This is a genomic window from Protofrankia sp. CiP1_Cm_nod3, from assembly GCF_982290655.1.
The window spans coordinates 21,326-39,510 of sequence record NZ_CEVIVD010000023.1; the positions used below are offsets into that span (position 1 = coordinate 21,326).

13 protein-coding genes and 2 pseudogenes are annotated in these 18,185 nt (G+C 72.8%); 8 read left to right on the top strand and 7 right to left on the bottom strand.

The annotated features are described in order from the left end of the window. Both AC5LUJ_RS07240 and AC5LUJ_RS07245 read right to left on the bottom strand, forming a co-directional pair. Nucleotides 1–374: TolB family protein (locus AC5LUJ_RS07240; protein WP_493464673.1), on the bottom strand; the 374-nt coding region annotated here is incomplete at its 3' end. A gap of 2 nt (nt 375–376) precedes the next feature. Continuing rightward, on the bottom strand, nt 377–1,948 hold the full coding sequence (locus tag AC5LUJ_RS07245; protein WP_493464674.1) for a serine/threonine-protein kinase: 1,572 nt from the start codon (nt 1,946–1,948) through the stop codon (nt 377–379). Between the two features lie 239 nt (nt 1,949–2,187). Here AC5LUJ_RS07245 and AC5LUJ_RS07250 point away from each other — a divergent pair, with 239 nt between their 5' ends. Next, nucleotides 2,188–3,432 (top strand): hypothetical protein, encoded by a 1,245-nt coding sequence (locus AC5LUJ_RS07250; RefSeq protein WP_493464675.1) that lies wholly within the window; start codon nt 2,188–2,190, stop codon nt 3,430–3,432. 152 nt (nt 3,433–3,584) lie between these two features. Here the strand turns inward: AC5LUJ_RS07250 and AC5LUJ_RS07255 are convergent, their stop codons facing one another. After that, a complete protein-coding gene (locus AC5LUJ_RS07255) occupies nt 3,585–4,634 on the bottom strand; it encodes an LLM class flavin-dependent oxidoreductase (RefSeq protein WP_250285850.1) in 1,050 nt (349 codons plus the stop codon). 228 nt (nt 4,635–4,862) lie between these two features. Continuing rightward, entirely contained in the window at nt 4,863–5,870 is a 1,008-nt protein-coding gene (locus AC5LUJ_RS07260; protein ID WP_250285851.1) for an Acg family FMN-binding oxidoreductase, read from the bottom strand. A gap of 85 nt (nt 5,871–5,955) precedes the next feature. Between AC5LUJ_RS07260 and AC5LUJ_RS07265 the strand changes: the two genes are divergently transcribed. From AC5LUJ_RS07265 to cydC, 7 genes and pseudogenes are all read left to right on the top strand, one after another. Beyond that, nucleotides 5,956–6,591: a response regulator gene (locus AC5LUJ_RS07265; protein WP_086055602.1), complete on the top strand. Its 636-nt coding sequence runs from the start codon at nt 5,956–5,958 to the stop codon at nt 6,589–6,591. Between the two features lie 258 nt (nt 6,592–6,849). After that, nucleotides 6,850–7,779: a universal stress protein gene (locus tag AC5LUJ_RS07270; RefSeq protein ID WP_250290433.1), complete on the top strand. Its 930-nt coding sequence runs from the start codon at nt 6,850–6,852 to the stop codon at nt 7,777–7,779. Nucleotides 7,780–7,940: 161 nt separating this feature from the next. Continuing rightward, complete coding sequence (locus AC5LUJ_RS07275; protein WP_250285854.1) at nt 7,941–9,347, top strand: cytochrome ubiquinol oxidase subunit I; 1,407 nt, start codon at nt 7,941–7,943, stop codon at nt 9,345–9,347. A gap of 24 nt (nt 9,348–9,371) precedes the next feature. Next, complete coding sequence (cydB, locus tag AC5LUJ_RS07280; RefSeq protein WP_250285855.1) at nt 9,372–10,367, top strand: cytochrome d ubiquinol oxidase subunit II; 996 nt, start codon at nt 9,372–9,374, stop codon at nt 10,365–10,367. A 475-nt stretch (nt 10,368–10,842) separates the two neighbouring features. Beyond that, a pseudogene (locus AC5LUJ_RS07285) lies at nt 10,843–11,247 on the top strand (ABC transporter transmembrane domain-containing protein); the annotation flags it as partial. Between the two features lie 281 nt (nt 11,248–11,528). After that, a pseudogene (locus AC5LUJ_RS07290) lies at nt 11,529–11,846 on the top strand (ATP-binding cassette domain-containing protein); the annotation flags it as partial. Between the two features lie 18 nt (nt 11,847–11,864). Beyond that, a complete protein-coding gene (gene cydC, locus AC5LUJ_RS07295; RefSeq protein WP_493464676.1) occupies nt 11,865–13,961 on the top strand; it encodes a thiol reductant ABC exporter subunit CydC in 2,097 nt (698 codons plus the stop codon). 94 nt (nt 13,962–14,055) lie between these two features. Here cydC and AC5LUJ_RS07300 read toward each other — a convergent pair whose 3' ends face one another. The 3 genes from AC5LUJ_RS07300 to AC5LUJ_RS07310 all read right to left on the bottom strand — a co-directional run. Beyond that, nucleotides 14,056–15,750 carry a sensor histidine kinase gene (locus tag AC5LUJ_RS07300; RefSeq protein WP_250286770.1) on the bottom strand — a complete coding sequence of 565 codons (1,695 nt, stop codon included), beginning with the start codon at nt 15,748–15,750 and terminating at the stop codon, nt 14,056–14,058. Nucleotides 15,751–16,000: 250 nt separating this feature from the next. Next, a complete protein-coding gene (locus tag AC5LUJ_RS07305) occupies nt 16,001–17,440 on the bottom strand; it encodes a KGGVGR-motif variant AAA ATPase (RefSeq protein WP_493464677.1) in 1,440 nt (479 codons plus the stop codon). 112 nt (nt 17,441–17,552) lie between these two features. Then, a partial coding sequence (locus tag AC5LUJ_RS07310; protein WP_250286765.1) for a toll/interleukin-1 receptor domain-containing protein occupies nt 17,553–18,185 on the bottom strand: 633 nt, incomplete at its 5' end.

Sequence of the window (18,185 nt, forward strand, 5' to 3'; positions counted from 1 at the left end):
CCGTCGCGCTGGCTGGTGAAGGCGATCCTCTTGCCGTCCCCGGCCACGAACGTGGGGTCCTGGTCCCGGCCGGGGGCCTCGGTCAGCCGCAGCGGGGTGGCGCCCGGGCTCGCGTCCATGACGAAGACGTCCGTCTCGGCCAGGTTCGAGTCGAAAGCGCGACGGAAGGCGACCTTCTTGCCGTCCGGTGACCAGCACGGGTCCGCGTCGAAGCCCTCCGTGCCCGCGGTGAGCGGGACGGGTTTCGCGCCGGCGGCGGCCGGGTCGGCGTCGATGGTGAACAGCGCGCCGCCGTCGACGCCGTTCGCGCCGACGAAGAACGCGATCCGGTCACCCAGCGGCGACCAGGAGGGGTCGGTGGCGCCGGCCGGCACGTTCAGCCTGCGGACGCTGGAGCCGTCGACGGCCGCGACGTAAGCCCGGTGCCGCCGTCGTTCGGCCCGCGCACCGCCTTGATGACGACGAACCTCCCGGTCGGGTCGACCGACGCCCGGGCGTCCGGCGCGATCGCGAGCTCCGCCGCCGGGCCGGAGGTGAACAGCGGCATCGGCGCGCCGCTGCCGTCCGCGGCGATCGCGACCAGGCTGGGGGAGGAGTCGATCACCGTGTAGAGGACGGTCCTGCGCTGCGGCCCGACGATCACCGGGAGCGCGGCCGGCTTCGCGTCGTCGCCGGTCAGCTTCTTCGGCTGTCCGGGCCTGCCGTCCGGGCCGGCCCGCAGGCTGTAGACCGCCCGCAGGCCGTCCTGTTCGCTGGAGTAGACCAGGGTGTCGTCGCCGAGGCCGACGTCGGATTTCGGCAGGATGTCGACGACCTTCGTCCGCTCGCCGTCCGTGCCCGAGCCGCCGGAGGCCAGCGCCAGCACCCCGCCGACCGTCGCCAGCACCGCGACGGCGGCGCCGGCGGCCACCAGCGCCATCCGCCGGCCGCCGTCGCGTGGCGCCCGGCTGCTGCCGCGTACGGTGGCCGCCGGCCGCGGCTCCCGGCCGGCGGCCGTCGCGCTGCTGTCGCCGCCGGTGCCGGCACCGCCAGTCCCGTCGGCGGAGGGTAACTTCCAGCCGTCCAGCACCTGGATGACCGTCGCCTCGGGGTCGATCTCCGCCACCGACGACGGTTCGCCGAGCAGGCGCAGCATGAGCTGCTGGGCGGTCGGCCGGGCTGCGGGGGCCTTGGCCATCGCGTCCGCGACGATCTCGCGCAGCGGCGGGTCCAGCCCGTCCAGCTGGGGTGCCTCGTTGACCGCCCGGTAGAGCAGGACCTGCGCGGACGCGTCCCCGAAGGGATAACGGCCGGTCGCGGCGAAGGTGACCAGCCCGCCCCAGGAGAAGATGTCGACGGCCGGGGTGACCGTCTCGCCCTGGATCTGCTCGGGCGCCATGAACGCCGGGGTGCCGAGCTGCTGGAGGTTGCCGGTGAGGTTGCTCGCCGAGTCCAGCGCCCGCGCGATCCCGAAGTCGATCACACGGGGCCCGAAGGGGGAGAGCACCACGTTGGACGGTTTGAGGTCGCGGTGCACGATGCCGGCGCTGTGGATCGCGGTCAGGGCCGCGGCCACGCCGACCGCGAGCTGCTCGAGGTTCGCCGCCGACAGCGGGCCGCTCTCGGCGACGAACCTCGCCAGCGTCCTGCCCTCGATGAACTCGGTGACCAGGTACGGCCGCTCGGCGTCGGGCTCGGCGTCGAGCACCTCGGCGGTGCACACCCGGGCGACCCGGCGGGCCGTCTCGGCCTCCAGCCGGAACCGGGACCGGAACTCGTCGTCGCCGGCCACGTCCGCGCGGATCACCTTGATGGCCACCAGCCGGCCGGTCTCGGAGCGCCCGAGGTAGACGGTCCCCATCCCGCCCTCGCCGAGCTTGCCCAGCAGGGTGTACGAGCCGAGCTGGGCGGGGTCGTCCGGGCCCAGCGCGGTGGTCCGTACGTCCGTGGCCGCGTCCGGCGGCGCCATCGTCTGATCCACCCCCACAGCGGGTTGTGTCCCGGGGCGGGCCCGGGGTGTTTCGTTCATGGCTCGTTCACAACAGCCGGCGCCGCCGGCATCCGGACCGGCCTGCGCCGGTGCCCGCGGGTATGCGGGTATCCGGTGAAAGCCGTGGCCGCCCCTGGCCGGCCCATCCAAAAGTACTCCGCTGGTCGTGTCACTGACTCCCGGCTTTCCCCTTTCAGGGGGCATGGCATGCTGCCCGTATGCCGCAGCCGCGACGATTGTTTCCGCTGGCCGTCCGTGTGCTGGTCGCCGTGACGGCCGCTGCCGCACTGGTGGCGGTGGGATGCGGCAGTTCGGATTCACCGAAGGGCTCCGCCAGCGGCCGGCCCGCGTCCGTGCCGACCGCGGATCCCACCACGCCGGTGTGGGGTTTTCTGCGTTCGGACGATGCCGCTGCCGCCATCGGCGCCCCGCGGACGCCGGCGGCCGAGGTCCAGGCCGGTAGCTGGCAGTCGGCCGCGGGCACCAGGCAGGCGAAGGCGACGGTGATCCGCCGCGGGACGGGCCGCTACAGCGCGATCTTCCCGGGTGTCGGGGTGCCCGGCGGACGGGGCGCGGCGGTGGTGACCGCGGTCGGTGACGCGCCGGTGCACTGCCATGCCGAGGACTGGGCGCCGTCCGGCCCGGACGAGCAGGTCACCCTGGCCTGCCGGAAGCTCACCGGGGCCTACGTCGACTCCCGGTTCACCGCGCTGTTCACGTTCGCGCCGGCGTCCCACCGCCCGGCACCCAGCGAGCCGTACGCCTACTTCCGGGACGACGCGCCGAGCCAGCAGCAGGTCCGCCCGGACAACAGCTACAGCCTCGCCGGCCCCGGCACCATCGAGATCAACTGGCGTGGCATCGGCCGCTACTCGATCGACCTGATCGGCAGGCTCTACGCCCGCACCGGCAACAACCTCCAGGTCAACTCGGTCGGTTCCACGACGGTGGGATGCAGCGCGCTCGGCCGGGAGGTGCACGAGGACCGCCAGACCATCTTCGTCGGGTGCGCGAACGGGCAGACCTGGACGGACTCGCCGTTCGTCGTCGTGTACGGCAACCAGCACACGGTGATCCCGGTGGAGAACGCGGCGTTCGGGCACTCCTTCACCGGCCTGGAGGAGGCCGGCACCGGGCGGATCCTGCAGCCGCCGCTGGGGCGGACCGTCGAGGTGTGGCCCCGCTACTCCGCCAACAGCGCGAAGCAGACGAACACGGTCCGGCACGTCGCGACCGGGGTCTACGAGATCCTCTATCCCGGTGTCGGCCGGGCGCCGGACCATGTCCAGGTCACGCCGTACGGCGAGCCGACCCGCCGCTGCGCGATAGCGGAATGGGCGTCGCCGCCGACCGGAGCGGCCGGGGACGTGACGACCAGGGTCGTCTGCTTCGACCCCGACGGCAGCCGCGCCGACTCCCAGTTCAGCCTCGCCTACGTCAGCGCCGCGGGCCTGACGCCCTGAGGCCGTCTCCGGACGCCCGGTCCTGACGTCCGGGGAGACCGACGTCCGGGAAACCGGCGCCCGGAAGAGCGACGCCCGGGAAACCGGCGCCCGGAAGAGCGACGTCCGGGAAGACGGCGGGGCCAGAGCGACGTCCGGGAAGACGGCGGGGGTCAGGCGGACAGGGGCTCGCGCGGGGCGGGCAGCCCGGGCAGGCCGGCGAACTCGGCGATCAGCTCGTAGGAGCGGATCCGCGCGTCGTGCGGGTGGGCGTTCGTCACAATCATGATCTCGTCTGCCTCCGTCGCGTCGATCAGGGCGTCCAGGCTGGCGCGGACCGTCTCCGGTGACCCCACGATGTGGGAGGCGGCCACGCCGTCGGCGGCGGCCCGTTCGGCGGGCGTCCAGGGGTACGCCGCGGCCTGCTCGGGCGTGGGGAAGACGTCCGGATGGCCCTGGCGCAGCCGCAGCATCGCCAGCCGGGTCGGCCCGGCGAGCCAGTGCGCGGTCTCGTCGGTGTCCGCGCAGATGACGGCGGCGGCGACCATGGCGTAGGGCCGCTCCCGCCCCGGGGCCGGCCGGAACGACGAGCGGTACAGCGCCAGCGCCGGCAGCGTGTTCACCGGGCTGAAGTGGTGCGCGAAGGCGAACGGGAGGCCGAGGTAGCCGGCGAGCTGCGCGCTGTACCCGCTGGAGCCGAGCAGCCACACCGGTGGTGTCTCACCGTGTGGGACGGCGGTCACCGTCCGGAGCGGATGGCTGGGGGGAAAGGAGTTGCCGAGGAAGGCGACGAGCTCGGCGAGCTGCGCGGGGAAGTCGTCGGCGGACACCGGCCCGCTCGAGCGCCGCAAGGCCTGCGCGGTCGCGGAGTCGGTGCCCGGGGCCCGTCCGATGCCGAGGTCCACCCGGCCCGGGAACAGCGCCCCGAGCGTCCCGAACTGCTCGGCGATGATCAACGGTGCGTGGTTGGGCAGCATGATCCCGCCCGAGCCGACCCGGATGCTCGTGGTGGCCGCGCCGACCTGACCGATCAGGATGGACGTCGCCGAGCTGGCGATGCCGGGCATGCCGTGGTGTTCGGCCAGCCAGTACCGGTGGTAGTTGAGCTCTTCGGCCCGGCGGGCGAGGTCGAGGGTGTTGCGCACGGCCTGGGCCGGCGTCGAACCGGACACCACCGGCACCACGTCGAGAACGGACAGGGGCAGGGATCGGGAGAGGGTCACACGGGAGGTAACTCCCCGGGCTCGTGAGGATCTTCCCAGTTGCCGCCGGAAACGCCGCCGGGCCGGTAAGGTATTCCTGCCGGCCGTGACATGGCCCCCGGGCTCAACCCTTTGTCGCTGCGAGCGACCATGCGCCGAGAGGCGACCTGCGCGGCCGGCACCTCACCCTCTTGCTTCCCCGGTGCCCGGCCGGCTTGCTTCCCCGGTGCCCGGCCGGGTGCGTCCGCCTCAGGCGAACCACAGGATGTCGTCGACCGGCCGGCGGGGGGTCGCCTTCAGCGGTTCGGCGCCGGGCAGCGGGTAACCGGCCCTGATGATCATCTGGATGTGCCCCAGGCCGCCGACCGAGTGCCGCAGCAGCTCCCGGGTCACCTCGAGGTCGACGGCCTGGCCCAGCGGTGACGTCGCGATGCCACGCGCGGCCGCGGTCAGCAGCACCCGTTCCATGGCCTGGCCGGCCCGCAGCCGGTCGGCCGGGGTGTCGGCGTCGGTACCGACCAGCAGCACGACGGGACGTTCCACCCCGGTCTGCTCCAGGCGCAGGCCGGGCTCGCCGACCACGTTGAAGTCACGGACGGCGAACTCGGACTGCCGCGGCTGGTCCGAGCCGATCACCACGTCCCGGGGGATACCGTCCCGCGCCTGCGGGGCCGTCCGGCTCCACGACTCCAGCTCCGCCCGGTAGGCCGGGTCGTGGTTCTCCAGCCAGTCCGCGCGGGAGATCAGCACACTGGTGTCGATCCGCAGGTCGGTGTCGTCCACGGACACCAGCCAGGCGTCCTCCGCCTCGGCGGCCAGCCGCAGCGTCCGCAGGTGCTCCGGTTCCAGCGGGCGGGGGTCGAAGGGCCTGCGGTCGGTGCGCCGATGGTGCGTTGCCGCCAGCAGCGCCTCGTCCCGCGGGCCGGCCGGCGCGCTGCCGGTGATCCGGATCAGGGCCAGCGGCCCGGAGCCAAGGTCGTCGTCCCCGGCCGGGAAGAGCGTCACATCGGGGACGAGCCCGGCGGCGTGGACGGCGAGGCGGGCGTGCAGCAGGGCCGCGCCGCAACTGAGCAGGAGCTGCCGGCCGTCCGGGTCAGCGACGCGCAGCTGGCGGGAGGTGTCGGCGAAGAGATACAGATCACGGTCCGTCGCCCGCCAGCGCCACGGCTGGGTGTTGTGGATCGACGGAGCCAGGCCGGCCGCCTCGACGATCCCGCGGGCAAGGTCCCTGAGCAGGGTGTCGGTGCTAGTCACCACTACGACGGTATGCCCTTGGACCGGTCATGTCCCGATGCCCTCGTTTCATGGTCGTCAGGACGTCGCCGCGCGTATCGTCGGTCCGGTGGAGCCTGTCCGCGTTTTCGTTCTCGATGATCACGAGATCGTCCGGCGCGGGATGCGCGAGCTACTGGAAAGCCAGGGCGACATCAAGGTCGTGGGGGAGGCCGGTCTCGCGGCCGAAGCCCTGCGGCGCATCCCGGCGCTACGTCCAGACGTCGCCATCCTCGACGCCCGTCTGCCCGACGGCAGCGGCATCGACGTGTGCCGCGACATCCGTTCCGGCACACCGGAGGTGCCCTGCCTGATCCTGACATCCCACGACGACGACGAGGCCCTGTTCGCCGCCATCATGGCGGGCGCGGCCGGTTACGTACTCAAGCAGATCAGAGGCAATGATCTCATCGGCGCGGTCCGCACGGTCGCGTCCGGCCAGTCCATGCTCGACCCCGCCGTCACCCAGCGGGTGCTGACCCGGCTGCGCGACGGGGCACCGGAGGACCGCCTGCTGTCCACGCTGAGCGAGCGGGAGCGGCAGATCCTCGGCCTCATCGCCGAGGGGCTGACCAACCGCCAGATCGCCAGCAGAATCCATCTGGCCGAGAAGACGGTCAAGAACAACGTCTCGTCCATCCTGGAGAAGCTCGGCCTGACCAGCAGGACCCAGGCCGCGGTCTTCGCCACCAAGCTCGCCGGCTAGCCCACCGCCAGGCCCGCCGGCCAAGCCCGCCGGCAGGCCTGCTGACAAGCCCGCCGGCAGGCCTGCTGACAAGCCCGCCGGCAGGCCTGGCGGCAGGCCTGCCGGCGGGCCTCCACCAGCCTGTCGGGTCCGGCCGCACGGCCTGGCGGGGCTTGTGGCCCGCTCTGGCAGGCCGGCCCGGACGCGCGGGACCTTCGGTCCCGTGGTCTACCCGAATCGCTCTCGTCCGCGTCGCCGGGCGCTGCGAGCGTGAACGGTGTGGAGACGACATCCGACATCGTGGTGGGGATCGACGCCTCCGCTGACGCGGAGTCGGCCCTGCGCTGGGCCCGCGCCCACGCCGGGCTGACCGGCAGGCGGATACGGGCGGTGCTCGCCTGGGGCCCGGGCGGGCGCCCCCGGGTGGTCGACGACATCTCGCCGTCGGTCGGCGTCGACGACCTGGAGCGCGCGGCATCGCAGGTGCTGCACGACGCGGTCCGGCGGGCGGGGCTCGACGGCCTCGCGGTCGACGTCGTCGAGCGCACCGTCTACGACTCGCCGTCGGACGCCCTCGTGGAGGAGTCCCGGGACGCGCTGATGCTCGTCGTCGGTGCCCGGGGGCTCGCCCGGATGCGTCGGATGTTCGTCGGTTCGGTCACCGCGCGGTGCGCGCAGGAAGCGGCTGTTCCTGTGGTCGTCGTGCGTGGGCCGGCGCCACCACGGCCGGACGGCCGTCCGGTGCTGGTCGGTGTCGATGGTTCGCAGGGCTCGCTGGCCGCGCTGCGGTGGGCGGCGGTCCAGGCGGGGCTGCGTCGGGTCCCGCTGCGGGTCGCGCACTGCTGGCTGCCGGAGCCGCCGCTGGGCCCCGCCGACCTGCCAGCGTTCGACCTGCCAGCGTTCGACGAGGCGGTGCTGGAGAAAGCTGCCCGTCTCACTCTCGACACGGCCCTCGAGCGGGGGCTGGCGGGCCGTACCGAAACGGTTGCCACCCGTGCGGTTGCCACCCGTGCGGCTGTCGCCGATGTCGCCGTCGAAGCCGTGCTGGTGGCCGGCTCGGCGGCGCATGGCCTGATCATGGCTGCCCGGTCGGCCCAGCTGCTGGTGGTCGGCGCCCGTGGCCGTGGCGGGTTCGGCGGGCTGCTGCTCGGGTCGGTCGGCCACCAGGTCGTCACACACGCTCCGTGCCCGGTCGCTGTTGTCCGTTAGACCCGGCCCGGGCCGGGGGCGGCGCGATCGTTTCCTCGCGTGGCCCCTGATCCGCCCTGCCCAGCCTTCATGGGCCGCCGGCGGCGCGGCCACGCGTCCGCGCCGCCGGCGGCCGGAGTTCCCCGGTCGCTGAAAGGAACACCGATGAACCAGGAACACAGATGAGTCAGGACACGATTGCCCGCTGGCAGTTCGCGATCACCACCGTCTACCACTTCCTGTTCGTCCCACTGACGATCGGACTTTCGCTGCTGGTCGCCGGCATGCAGACCGCATGGGTCCGGACCGGCAGTGTCGAATGGCTTCGCCTGACCCGTTTCTGGGGCAAGCTGATGCTCATCAACTTTGCCATGGGAGTGGTCACCGGAATCGTTCAGGAATTCCAGTTCGGAATGAACTGGTCGGATTACTCGCGCTTTGTCGGGGACGTTTTCGGCCCGCCGCTGGCGATGGAGGCGCTGATCGCCTTCTTCCTGGAGTCGACCTTCCTCGGCCTGTGGATCTTCGGCTGGGACCGGCTGCCCAAGCGCGTCCACCTCGCCACCATCTGGCTGGCCTCGCTCGGCACCGTGATCAGCGCCTACTTCATCCTGGCGGCGAACTCGTGGATGCAGCACCCGGTCGGCTACCGGATCAACCCGGAGACCGGGCGGGCCGAGCTCACCTCGATCTGGCAGGCGCTGACGAACCCGACGCAGATCGTCACCTTCCCGCACGTGCTGTCCGCCTCGCTGCTCACCGGGGGTGCGGTGCTGGTCGGGCTGTCCTGTTGGCACCTGCGCAAGGGGCAGCAGGTCGACCTGCACCGGCGGGCCGTGCGGCTGGGCCTGGTCGTGTGTGCCGTGGCGTCGGTGGGGGTGCTGCTCTCCGGGCACTTCCAGGGCCAGGTCATGACCAGGCAGCAGCCGATGAAGATGGCCTCCGCCGAGGCGCTGTGGGACACCGAGAAGAGCGCGGGCTGGTCCCTGTTCGCCTACGGGGACGTCTCCCACGGCGAGAACAAGGTCGACATCAAGATCCCCTACATGCTGTCGTTCATGGCCACGAACTCCTTCACCGCGGAGGTGGAGGGGGTCAACGACCTGCAGGCCGCCGCGGTCGCCAAGTACGGCCCCGGCGACTACACGCCGGTCATGGGAGTCACGTTCTGGAGTTTCCGGATCATGATGGCGCTGGGCGGGGCCTACTTCGCGCTGGCGGCCTTCGGCCTGTGGCGGATGCGCCGCGGCGGGCTGCCCGGCGGACGCCATGTGCTGCTGGCGTTCGTGGGCGCCACCGTGCTGCCGTACGCGGCGAACACCGCGGGCTGGATCTTCACCGAGATGGGACGCCAGCCGTGGGCGGTGTTCGGCCTGCTGCGCACCTCCGACGCGGTCTCCCCGAACGTCTCCACCACCGCGGTGGTCCTGACGCTGGCCGGCTTCACCGTTCTCTACGGCACGCTCGCCGCGGTCGCGCTGCGCCTGTTCCTGCGGCACGGCACGCACGAGATCCCGGAGCTGAGCCCGACCGTGACCGTCGACGGCGAAGCGCGGCCCGGCGAGGCGTTGCCGTCACTGGCCTACTGACATCCCGGGATCAGGAGTAGGGCGATGCTTGAGGAGTTCTGGTTCGTGCTCGTCGCCGTCCTGTGGGTCGGCTTCTTCGTCCTGGAGGGCTTCGACTTCGGTGTCGCGGCCCTGCTGCCGGTGATCGGCCGTGACAACGAGACCGACCGCCGGGCGGTGCTCGGCACCATCGGCCCGGTCTGGGACGCGAACGAGGTGTGGCTGCTCACCGCCGGCGGTGCGATGTTCGCCGCTTTTCCGGAATGGTACGCGAGCCTGTTCAGCGGAGCGTATCTGGCGCTTTTCCTCATTCTGCTCTCGCTGATTGTCCGCGGGGTTTCCCTGGAATACCGGGGGAAGGCCACCACGGCGGCCGGGCGGGCCTGGTGCGACCGCGGGATCGTGTTCGGCGGGGCGTTGCCGGCGCTGCTGTTCGGCGTCGCCTGCACCAACATGGTCCGTGGCCTGGAGATGACCCCCGACCATCAGGTGACCAGCGGGTTCTTCGACCTGCTGAACCCGTACGCCCTGCTGGGCGGGGTGACCACAGCGCTGCTGTGCGTCCTGCACGGGGCGGTGTTCCTGTCGCTGAAGACCCGGGGTGAGATCCGGGCCCGGTCCCGCCAGGTCACCCGGGTGCTGATCCCGCCCGCGCTGGCCGCGCTGGCCGGGCTGGCCGGCTGGACGGTCGCGCTGCGCGGTGGGGTGCTGGTGGCCGCGGTGTCGGCGCTGGCGCTGGCCGCGCTCGGCGGCGCGGCGGCGGCCTGGTTCAACGAGCGGGACGGCTGGGCGTTCGCCGGCACGGCCGGTGCCATCGCGCTGATGGTGGCGAGCTGGTTCGTCGCGCTCTACCCGAACGCGCTGCCGGCGCTCGGCGCGCCGGAGAACAGCCTGACCATCAGCGACGCCGCCTCCGGGCACTACACACTCACGATCATGACGTGGGTGGCGGTGCTGTTCACTCCGGTCGTCCTCGGTTACCAGGCGTGGTCGTACTGGGTGTTCCGGCGGCGGCTGGTGGGGTCTGATGAAGCCGGTTGATCCGCGGCTGCTGCGGGTCACCCCGGCCCTGCGCGGCTACCTGCTGCGGCTGGGGGCGCTCGCGGCCGCCTCGGCCGCCCTGGTGATCGTCCAGGGGACCGTGCTGGCCGACGTCGTGGTGACCGGCCAGCAGGTGGCGGTCGGCGCGCTCACCGGGACGGGGGGCGTCGTCGCGCTGCTCGTCCTGGTCGCCGCCGCCCGGGCGGCGGTGGTCTGGCTGTCCGAGCGCACCGCCGAGCGCACCTGCCCGGCGGTGTCGGCCGGGCTGCGCCAGGCCATGCTCGGCGCGGTCGTCGACCGGACGGCCGGCGGAGTCGCCTCTGTCACCGATGGTAACCATCGTGGCGGAGCCGCCGCCGGCACCGGCGGTGACCATCGTGATCGTGACGGGGGAGCGGGGGCGCTCGCGGTCACCGCGGGCGCCGGCCTGGACGGCATGGACGCCTACCTGACCCGCTTCCTGCCCGCGCTGGTCATGGTCGTGGTCGTCCCGCCGTTCGTGCTGGCCCGGATCGCCGGCGCGGATCTCGCCTCGGCGGCGGTCCTGGCCGTGGTGCTGCCGCTGGTACCGGTCTTCATGGTGCTGGTGGGGCTGGCCACCCGTAACCGCACCGACCGGCAGCTGGCGGTGCTCAGCCGGCTGTCCGGGCACTTCCTCGACGTCGTCGAGGGCCTGCCGACACTGCGGATCTTCAACCGGGCGCGGCCCCAGGTGGCGGTGATCCGCCGGATCACCGACGCCTACCGGGGGCAGACGATGGCGGCGCTGCGCTGGGCGTTCCTGTCGTCGTTCGTGCTGGAGCTGCTCGCGACGCTGTCGGTCGCGCTGGTGGCGGTGTCGGTGGGGCTGCGGCTGGTCTCGGGCTCGCTCGATCTGGGCGCCGGACTGCTGGTGCTGCTGCTCGCCCCCGAGGTGTACCTGCCGCTGCGGCAGGTGGGGGCGCAGTACCACGCGACCGTGTCCGGGCTGACCGCCGCCGCCGCCGCGCTCGACGTGATCGACGCCACGCCGCCGTCGGGCCGCCCCAGCGCCGCGCTGGCGGCGCCGCCAGGCCATCCAGCCTGGCGCCCACCCGGTTCGGCACCCTGCGGCTGGACGGCGTCGACCTGCGCGGCACCGGGCAGGTCGACCTGGACATCCGCCGGGGTGAGATCGTCGCGCTGGTCGGGCCGAGCGGCGCGGGCAAGAGCACCGTGCTGGCGCTGCTGCGCGGGGCGCTGCGCCCCGCGCGCGGCCGGGTGCTGGTGGACGGCGTCGATCTCGCCGAGATCGACCCGGCCGGCTGGCAGGCCCGGGTCGGCTGGCTGCCGCAGCGGCCGCACGCCGTCTGCGGCGGCACGGTCGCCGACGAGGCGCGGCTGGGACGTCCCGGCGCGCCGGCCGCCGAGGTCGCCGCCGCGCTCGCCGCGGCCGGCGCGCCCCCGGCGGACCAGCGCGTCGGCGAGGACGGCGGTGAGCTGTCCGCGGGTGAGCTGCGCCGGGTCGGGCTCGCCCGGGTGCTCCTGCGGGACGCACCGCTGGTGCTGCTCGACGAGCCCGGGGAGAGCCTGGACGCCGCCGCCGAGGAGCGGGTCGCCGCGGCCGTCGCGGCGCTGCGGGGCCGTGCGACGGTGGTGCTCGTCGCGCATTCGGCCGCGCTCGCCGACGTCGCCGACCGGGTCGTCACGATCGCGGCGGGCCGGGTGGCCGCCGACGCCCCGCCCGCCCGGGCCTTCCCACCCGCTCTCCGTCCGGCGCTGTCCGTCCCATCGCCAGCGCTGCCTCTCCGGCCGGCCGTCGCATCCGTCCCGCCGGTGAGCGCATCCGTCCGGCTGGGAGACGCAGACGCGGAAGACACAAACCCGAAGGACGCGGACATACCGGAAGGCGGCTGCGTCGCGTCCGTCCCGCTGGCGGACACGCGCGCCCGGCCCCGGCCGGCCAGCGCCCACCGGCGGGCACTGGAGCTGTTCGTCTCGGCCCGGCGACGGTTCGCCCTCGGCATCCTCGCCGGGGCCGTCTCGCTGGGGTGCGGTGTCGGACTGACCGCCGCGTCGGCGTGGCTGATCGTCCGGGCGTCGCAGCGGCCGCCGGTGCTGACCCTGATGGTCGCGATCGTCGCGGTCCGGGCGTTCGGGCTCGGCCGGCCGGTCTTCCGGTACGTCGAGCGCCTGGTCACCCATGACGCGGCCCTGCGCGGCCTGGCCAGGCTGCGCGCGGAGGTGTTCGCCCGGCTCGTGCCGCTGGCCCCCGCCGCCCTTGGCACCCACCGCCGTGGGGACCTGCTGCGCAGGTTCACCGCGGACGTGGACGGGGTCGGCGAGTCGCTGCTGCGCGGGGTGGCCCCCACCGCGTCCGCGGCGCTCGCCTGTGCCGGCGCTGTGATCATGACTGTCGTTGTGTCGCCGCCCGCGGGGGGCGTCCTGGCGCTCGGGCTCGCGGTGGCCGCGGTGCTGGCCGGGCCGGTGACCGGCCGCCGTACCCAGGAGATGGTCACGGCCACCGCGGCGGCGCGGGCCCGCCGGGACATCGAGATCGTCGCCATGCTGGACGGGCTGGACGAGATCGTGGCGTTCGGCGCGGCGCCCGCCCGGCTCGCCCGGGTGCGCCGCCGAGATGGCGAGATAACCCGGCTGGCGGCGTCCTGGCGCGGGTCACCGGCGTGGGGGAGCGCGGCGGCGACGTTCGCCGCGGGCCTGACTCTCGCGGCGGTCAGCGCCGTCGGGGTGGCGGCGGTGGGGCAGCGGGCGCTGTCCGGAGTGATGCTCGGGGTGGCCGTGCTCACCACGGTCGCCGCCTTCGAGCCGTTGGCGGGGCTCACCACCGCGTTCGCCGCCCTCGCCGAGGCCCGGGCGTCGGCGGCCCGGGTGTTCGCCGTCCTCGACCGAGAGCCGCTGGTGGGCGAGCCGGCCCACCCGCGGCGGCTGCCCGACGGGCCGCTTGAGGTCCGGATGCGCGATGTCGTGCTGCGGTACGCCCCGGACGGTCCGCCGGTGCTCGACGGCTTCGGCCTCCACCTGCCCGCCGGTACCCGGGCCGCGCTCGTCGGCGCCAGCGGCGCGGGCAAGAGCACCGTCGCCGACCTGCTGCTGCGCCTGCGTGACCCGCAGGCGGGCGAAGTCCTCGTCGGCGGTGTCGACCTGCGCGACGTCGCCACCGACGAGCTCTACCGGCGCGTCACCGGCATGACCCAGGACGCGCACGTGTTCGACGCGACGCTGCGGGAGAACCTGCTGATCGCCCGTACCGACGCGGCCGAGGCCGAGCTCACCGGCGTCCTCGGACGGGTCGGGCTCGGCGACTGGGCCGCCGGCCTGCCGGACGGCCTGGCCACCCGGGTCGGCGCGGACGGGCAGCGGATGTCCGGCGGGCAGCGCCAGCGGCTGCTGCTCGCCCGCGCACTGCTGGCCGACCCCGCGGTGCTCGTCCTGGACGAGCCCACCGCTCATCTCGACCCGGTGACCGAGGCCGCGGTGATGCGCACGATCCTGGACGTCACCCGCGGCCGGACGGTGCTGCTGATCAGCCATCGCACGTCCGGTTTCGAGGAGCTGGACGCGGTGGTGGAGCTGGCGGGCGGCACGCGGACGCCCGCGCTGCGCCCAGCCGCCTGACGGGCGCGGACGCCCGCCCTGCGCCCGGCCGCCGGACGGCGGCTGGGCGCCGTCCGGCGGGGCTGGTGGCCTCGTACCGCTGGACGGTTCCGTGTCACTCGGTACGGCCTGTGCCGCTCGGGCGACACGGGCCATCGGCGGTATCCGGCCCGTCCGGCCCGTCCGGCTTGTCCGGTCCGCCTGGCCCGTCCAGCTTGCCTGGCTCGTCCGACGTGTCCGGCGCCTGGGTCCGGGCGGACCAGGACAGCCGGGTGCCGGCGGAGGCGGGGGAGAACACGATGAACCTGCCGCCCAGCTCCTCCGCCCGGCTGCGCATGTTGGCCAGCCCGCTGGAGCCGTCCCGGCCCTCCGGGTTCACCCCGCCGGCCCCGTTGTCGATGACCTCCAGCCGTACCTGGCCGTCGGTGGACCAGACGGTCACGTACACCTGGGTCGCCGACGCGTGCCGGGCGACGTTCGACAGGGCCTCGCGCAGCACCGCCACCAGATGCTCGCCGACGACACTGCACACGCTGGAGTCCAGCGCGCCCTCGAAGCGCAGGTGCGGCGCGAACCCGAGGGAGACGGTCGCGTCGTCGACGATGTCGAGGAGCTGTCCCCGCAGGCTCGGGATGTCGTCGCGCCCGCGCCGGCGCAGTTGGAAGATCGTCGTGCGGATCTGGCCGATGGTCTCGTCCAGGTCGTCGATGTAGGCGGCGAGCCGGTCCTCATGCTGGCCCCCGCCGGTGCGCGAGACCAGGCCCTGCAGCCCGATCGCCGTGGCGAAGATCCGCTGGATGACGTGGTCGTGCAGGTCGCGGGCGATGCGGTCGCGTTCCTCCAGGACGGCGATGCGGCCGCGGTCGGCGCGGGCCTGGGCCAGCTCGAGCGCCAGCGCTATGTGCCCGGCGAAGCCCGACGCCATGTCGATGTCGGCGTCGGTGAAAAGCCGTCCCTCGGCCCGCCGGCCGAGCACGAGCGCCCCGACGCTCTCCCCGGAGGCGATGAGCGGGATCACCATGGACGGCCCGTTCTGGCCGGCCAGCGGATCCGAGGCGGGAACGACCGCACCGACCAGCCCGTCCGGGTATGCGCCGGTGGCGACCTCGACGACGAGTTCCTCGGCCGACCCGCGGGGGAGCAGCACGGCGGAGAAGTCGGCGACGGCGATTTCCTGGGCCCGGCGCGCGATGAGTTCCAGCGGGTTCGGCCCTTCGGCCAGCAGATGCCGGGTGATGTCGGTGGACGCCTGCAGCCAGCGTTGCCGGCGCTGGGACTCCTCGAAGAGCCGCGCGTTCTCGATGGCGACGCCGGCGCTCGCGGCCAGCGCCTGGACGAGTTCCTCGTCCTCGGCGGTGAAACGGGACGCGTTCTGCTTGTCCGTCAGGTAGAGGTTGCCGAACACCTTGGTGCCGATCCGGATCGGGACGCCGAGGAAGCTGTGCATGGGCGGATGCCCGGCGGGGAAGCCGTCCGCCCGGTGGTCGGTGGTGATGTCGTCGAGCCGCAGCGGGTAGGGCTCCCGGATGAGCAGGCCGAGGATGCCCTTGCCCCGCGGCAGGTCGCCGATCCGGCGGACCATGTTCTCGTCGAAGCCGACGTGGATGAACTGCTCGAGGTTCTGGTCGCGGGCGATCACTCCGAGCGCGCCGTAGCGGGCGTCCACAAGATCGCACGCGGCCTCCACGATGCGGGTCAGCACGACGGGCAGGCTCAGGTCCGAGGCAACCATGCGGCTCGCCCGCAGCAGACCACGCAGGCGACTCTGGGTGACGATCAGGTCCTTGGCCTGGTCGACCCGGTGAGTCACGAAATCTTCACCATATGGTTGTACGGCATTCCCGCCGCCAGTCTCTGCATCCATGACGATGTCAACGTATTACGCCCGACGGCCCCGCAGATCTCCCCTGCGGGCAACATCGCACGAATCATCCTGAGCAGCCTGATCGGCATCTTGTCGCGACCGGTACGACCTGCCGCTCCACCGGTCCACCGTGATTCTTTTCACCGCTTAATGCTTTTCTGGCGGGCGCTCCACGGCAGGAGATATATGCCGGTGGTCAGCCGGGTTCCGGCGGGCCCTGGTCCCTTTCCGTGATTGCGGCAGCAATTCCGTCCGCGACGCCATAAAGATCTTCCTGGTCTGTTATGCGCAGGTACCGGAAGTGCTTGAGCGGGCTCGGGAGATTATCCGGTTCGGTGTCGGAGACGAGCACGGGAAGGACCGCGCGGTCCGACTGGTCGTCCAGCGTCTGGCGCATGAACCGGTTGATTTCGTGGTTCTGGGAACGGCTGACGTACCTGTCGACCAGTACGACGAGGTGCCGTGATCGGGCCAGCAGAGTGCTCAGCGCACGCGACCAGTCCGTGCCGGGACGGAACGACGGCCCGAGCACCCGCAGGCCCCGGCGGGTCAGCAGGGCCTCCAGCGACCTCACGAGCTGTTCACTCTCCGGATATTTGTCATAACTGATGAAGACGTCGAAGTCGTAGCCGTCGCCGCGTGAGCGCAGCCCCTGCCGGGTGGCCGCGTCCACGAACGAGTCCCTGCTCTCGACGAGCAGGTCGCTGCGGTCCAGCTGGTGGGCGATCGTGGCCGCGAGGGTCTCCAGCGAGTATCCGATCTTCTCCGGGGTCGGGTCCTCCTCCTCGAGCGCCGGCAGGTCCTCGCCGAAGCTCCAGTAGGAGACATAGGGGATCGTGAGCAGGCCGAGCAGCCGCTCGACCGGCACCCCCGCCAGCGGCGCCCGCTCCACGGCCCAGTTCCGGAAGAGCGGGGCGAGCTCCCGGCCGAACCGTTCCTGCCAGTACTGAGCCCGGCGGTACTCCTCCCGGGCATCGAAACGCGCGGGGACGGGGAGGGTCAGCAGCAGGGAACGGTCGTAGGGCAGGTCGTCGCGGGCCTTTTCGGCGCGCTCCACGACGTCCAGGACCCCGCGCAGGCTCTGCTCGTTGGCGGTGAAGAGCACGACCAGGATGTCGGGGAGCTGCGCCGTGCAGATCCCGCTGATGTCGGTGATCCCGGTCCGGCTGTCGATCAGGACGAAGTCGTAGTCCGCCACCCAGCGTTCCCGGCTGGTCTCCAGGAAGGCGCCGAGGTCCTTCCCGCCGTACAGCCCGGCCCAGTCGATCGTCTGGGCCCGGGGGACGTAGGAGCGGTCGGCCGGGCCGGCGGGCAGCAGGTCCAGCGGTAGGTCCCGCCCCGGCAGGGATATCCGGCTGACGTAGTCGGCGACCCGCGGGTCGCGGCCCCGCGCGAAGTCGTCGATGAAGTCGACCAGGCCGGTCCCGGGCGGTTCGGGCAGCCATCGGCTGAGATAGAACGGGATGCCCGGCGCGTCGATGTCCCAGTCGATGCACAGCGTCCGGTAGCCCCACGAGGTGAGCAGCGCCGCGGTGTTGGCCAGGGCGAAGGTGCGCCCGACCCCGCCCTTGTAGGAGTAGAAGGTCACCACCGTGCCGCGCGTGCGCGCACCGCTCCTCGCGTGCTCAGCGGGCACTGTTCTCATCGCTCATTGTCTGCACCGCTCATTGTCTGCACCGCTCGCCGTGTTTTTTCGCCGCAAGTCGTGTTTCCGCGCCGCTCGCCGCGTTCTGCGCCGATCACTGTGCTCACAGCCTCGGGACGGCCGCGCGGTGGGGCGGTTCCGGCTCCGGGCGCAGGACCGGCAGGTCGGGACGCCAGTCCGGCACCACGTCCAGCCGCGCCACCAGCTCCTCCGCGATCTCCGCCACCTTCCTCTCGAACCCGGCGTAGGCGGGCGTCTGCTCGAAGGACGTCGAGGAGACGTTCCAGTCCTTCATGTCCCGCTGCTGGGTGCGCTTCGCGTCGTGCGGGAACCTGTCACCGTCCTTGAGCCGTATGGGGTACACGAGGCGGTGCGTGTCCGGTGCCGTGCTCAGCCCGAGCAGCGCCTCACGCCGCTGCATGCTGCGCCATTCCGCGACGCACCAGCGCGAGCCGAAATAGGACGGGGTCCAGACCGCCACCAGCAGGCGTGACCGGCTGTGGGCCTGGGCGAGCGCGTCCGGCCAGCGCTCCCCGGCGTGGATCTGATCGACGTCGATGAAGATCTCCGGTTTGCGGTCCAGTTCGTCGGTCAGGCACCTCACGAGCATCCGGTGGAAGTGGTTGTGCACCCATGGCAGGACGGTACCCGCCCGCCGATAGCTCAGGAACACGTCGAACCGGTAGCCCGGCATGCTGCAGAAGCCTCCCCCGAGACCGGTCCCACCGCTGGCCAC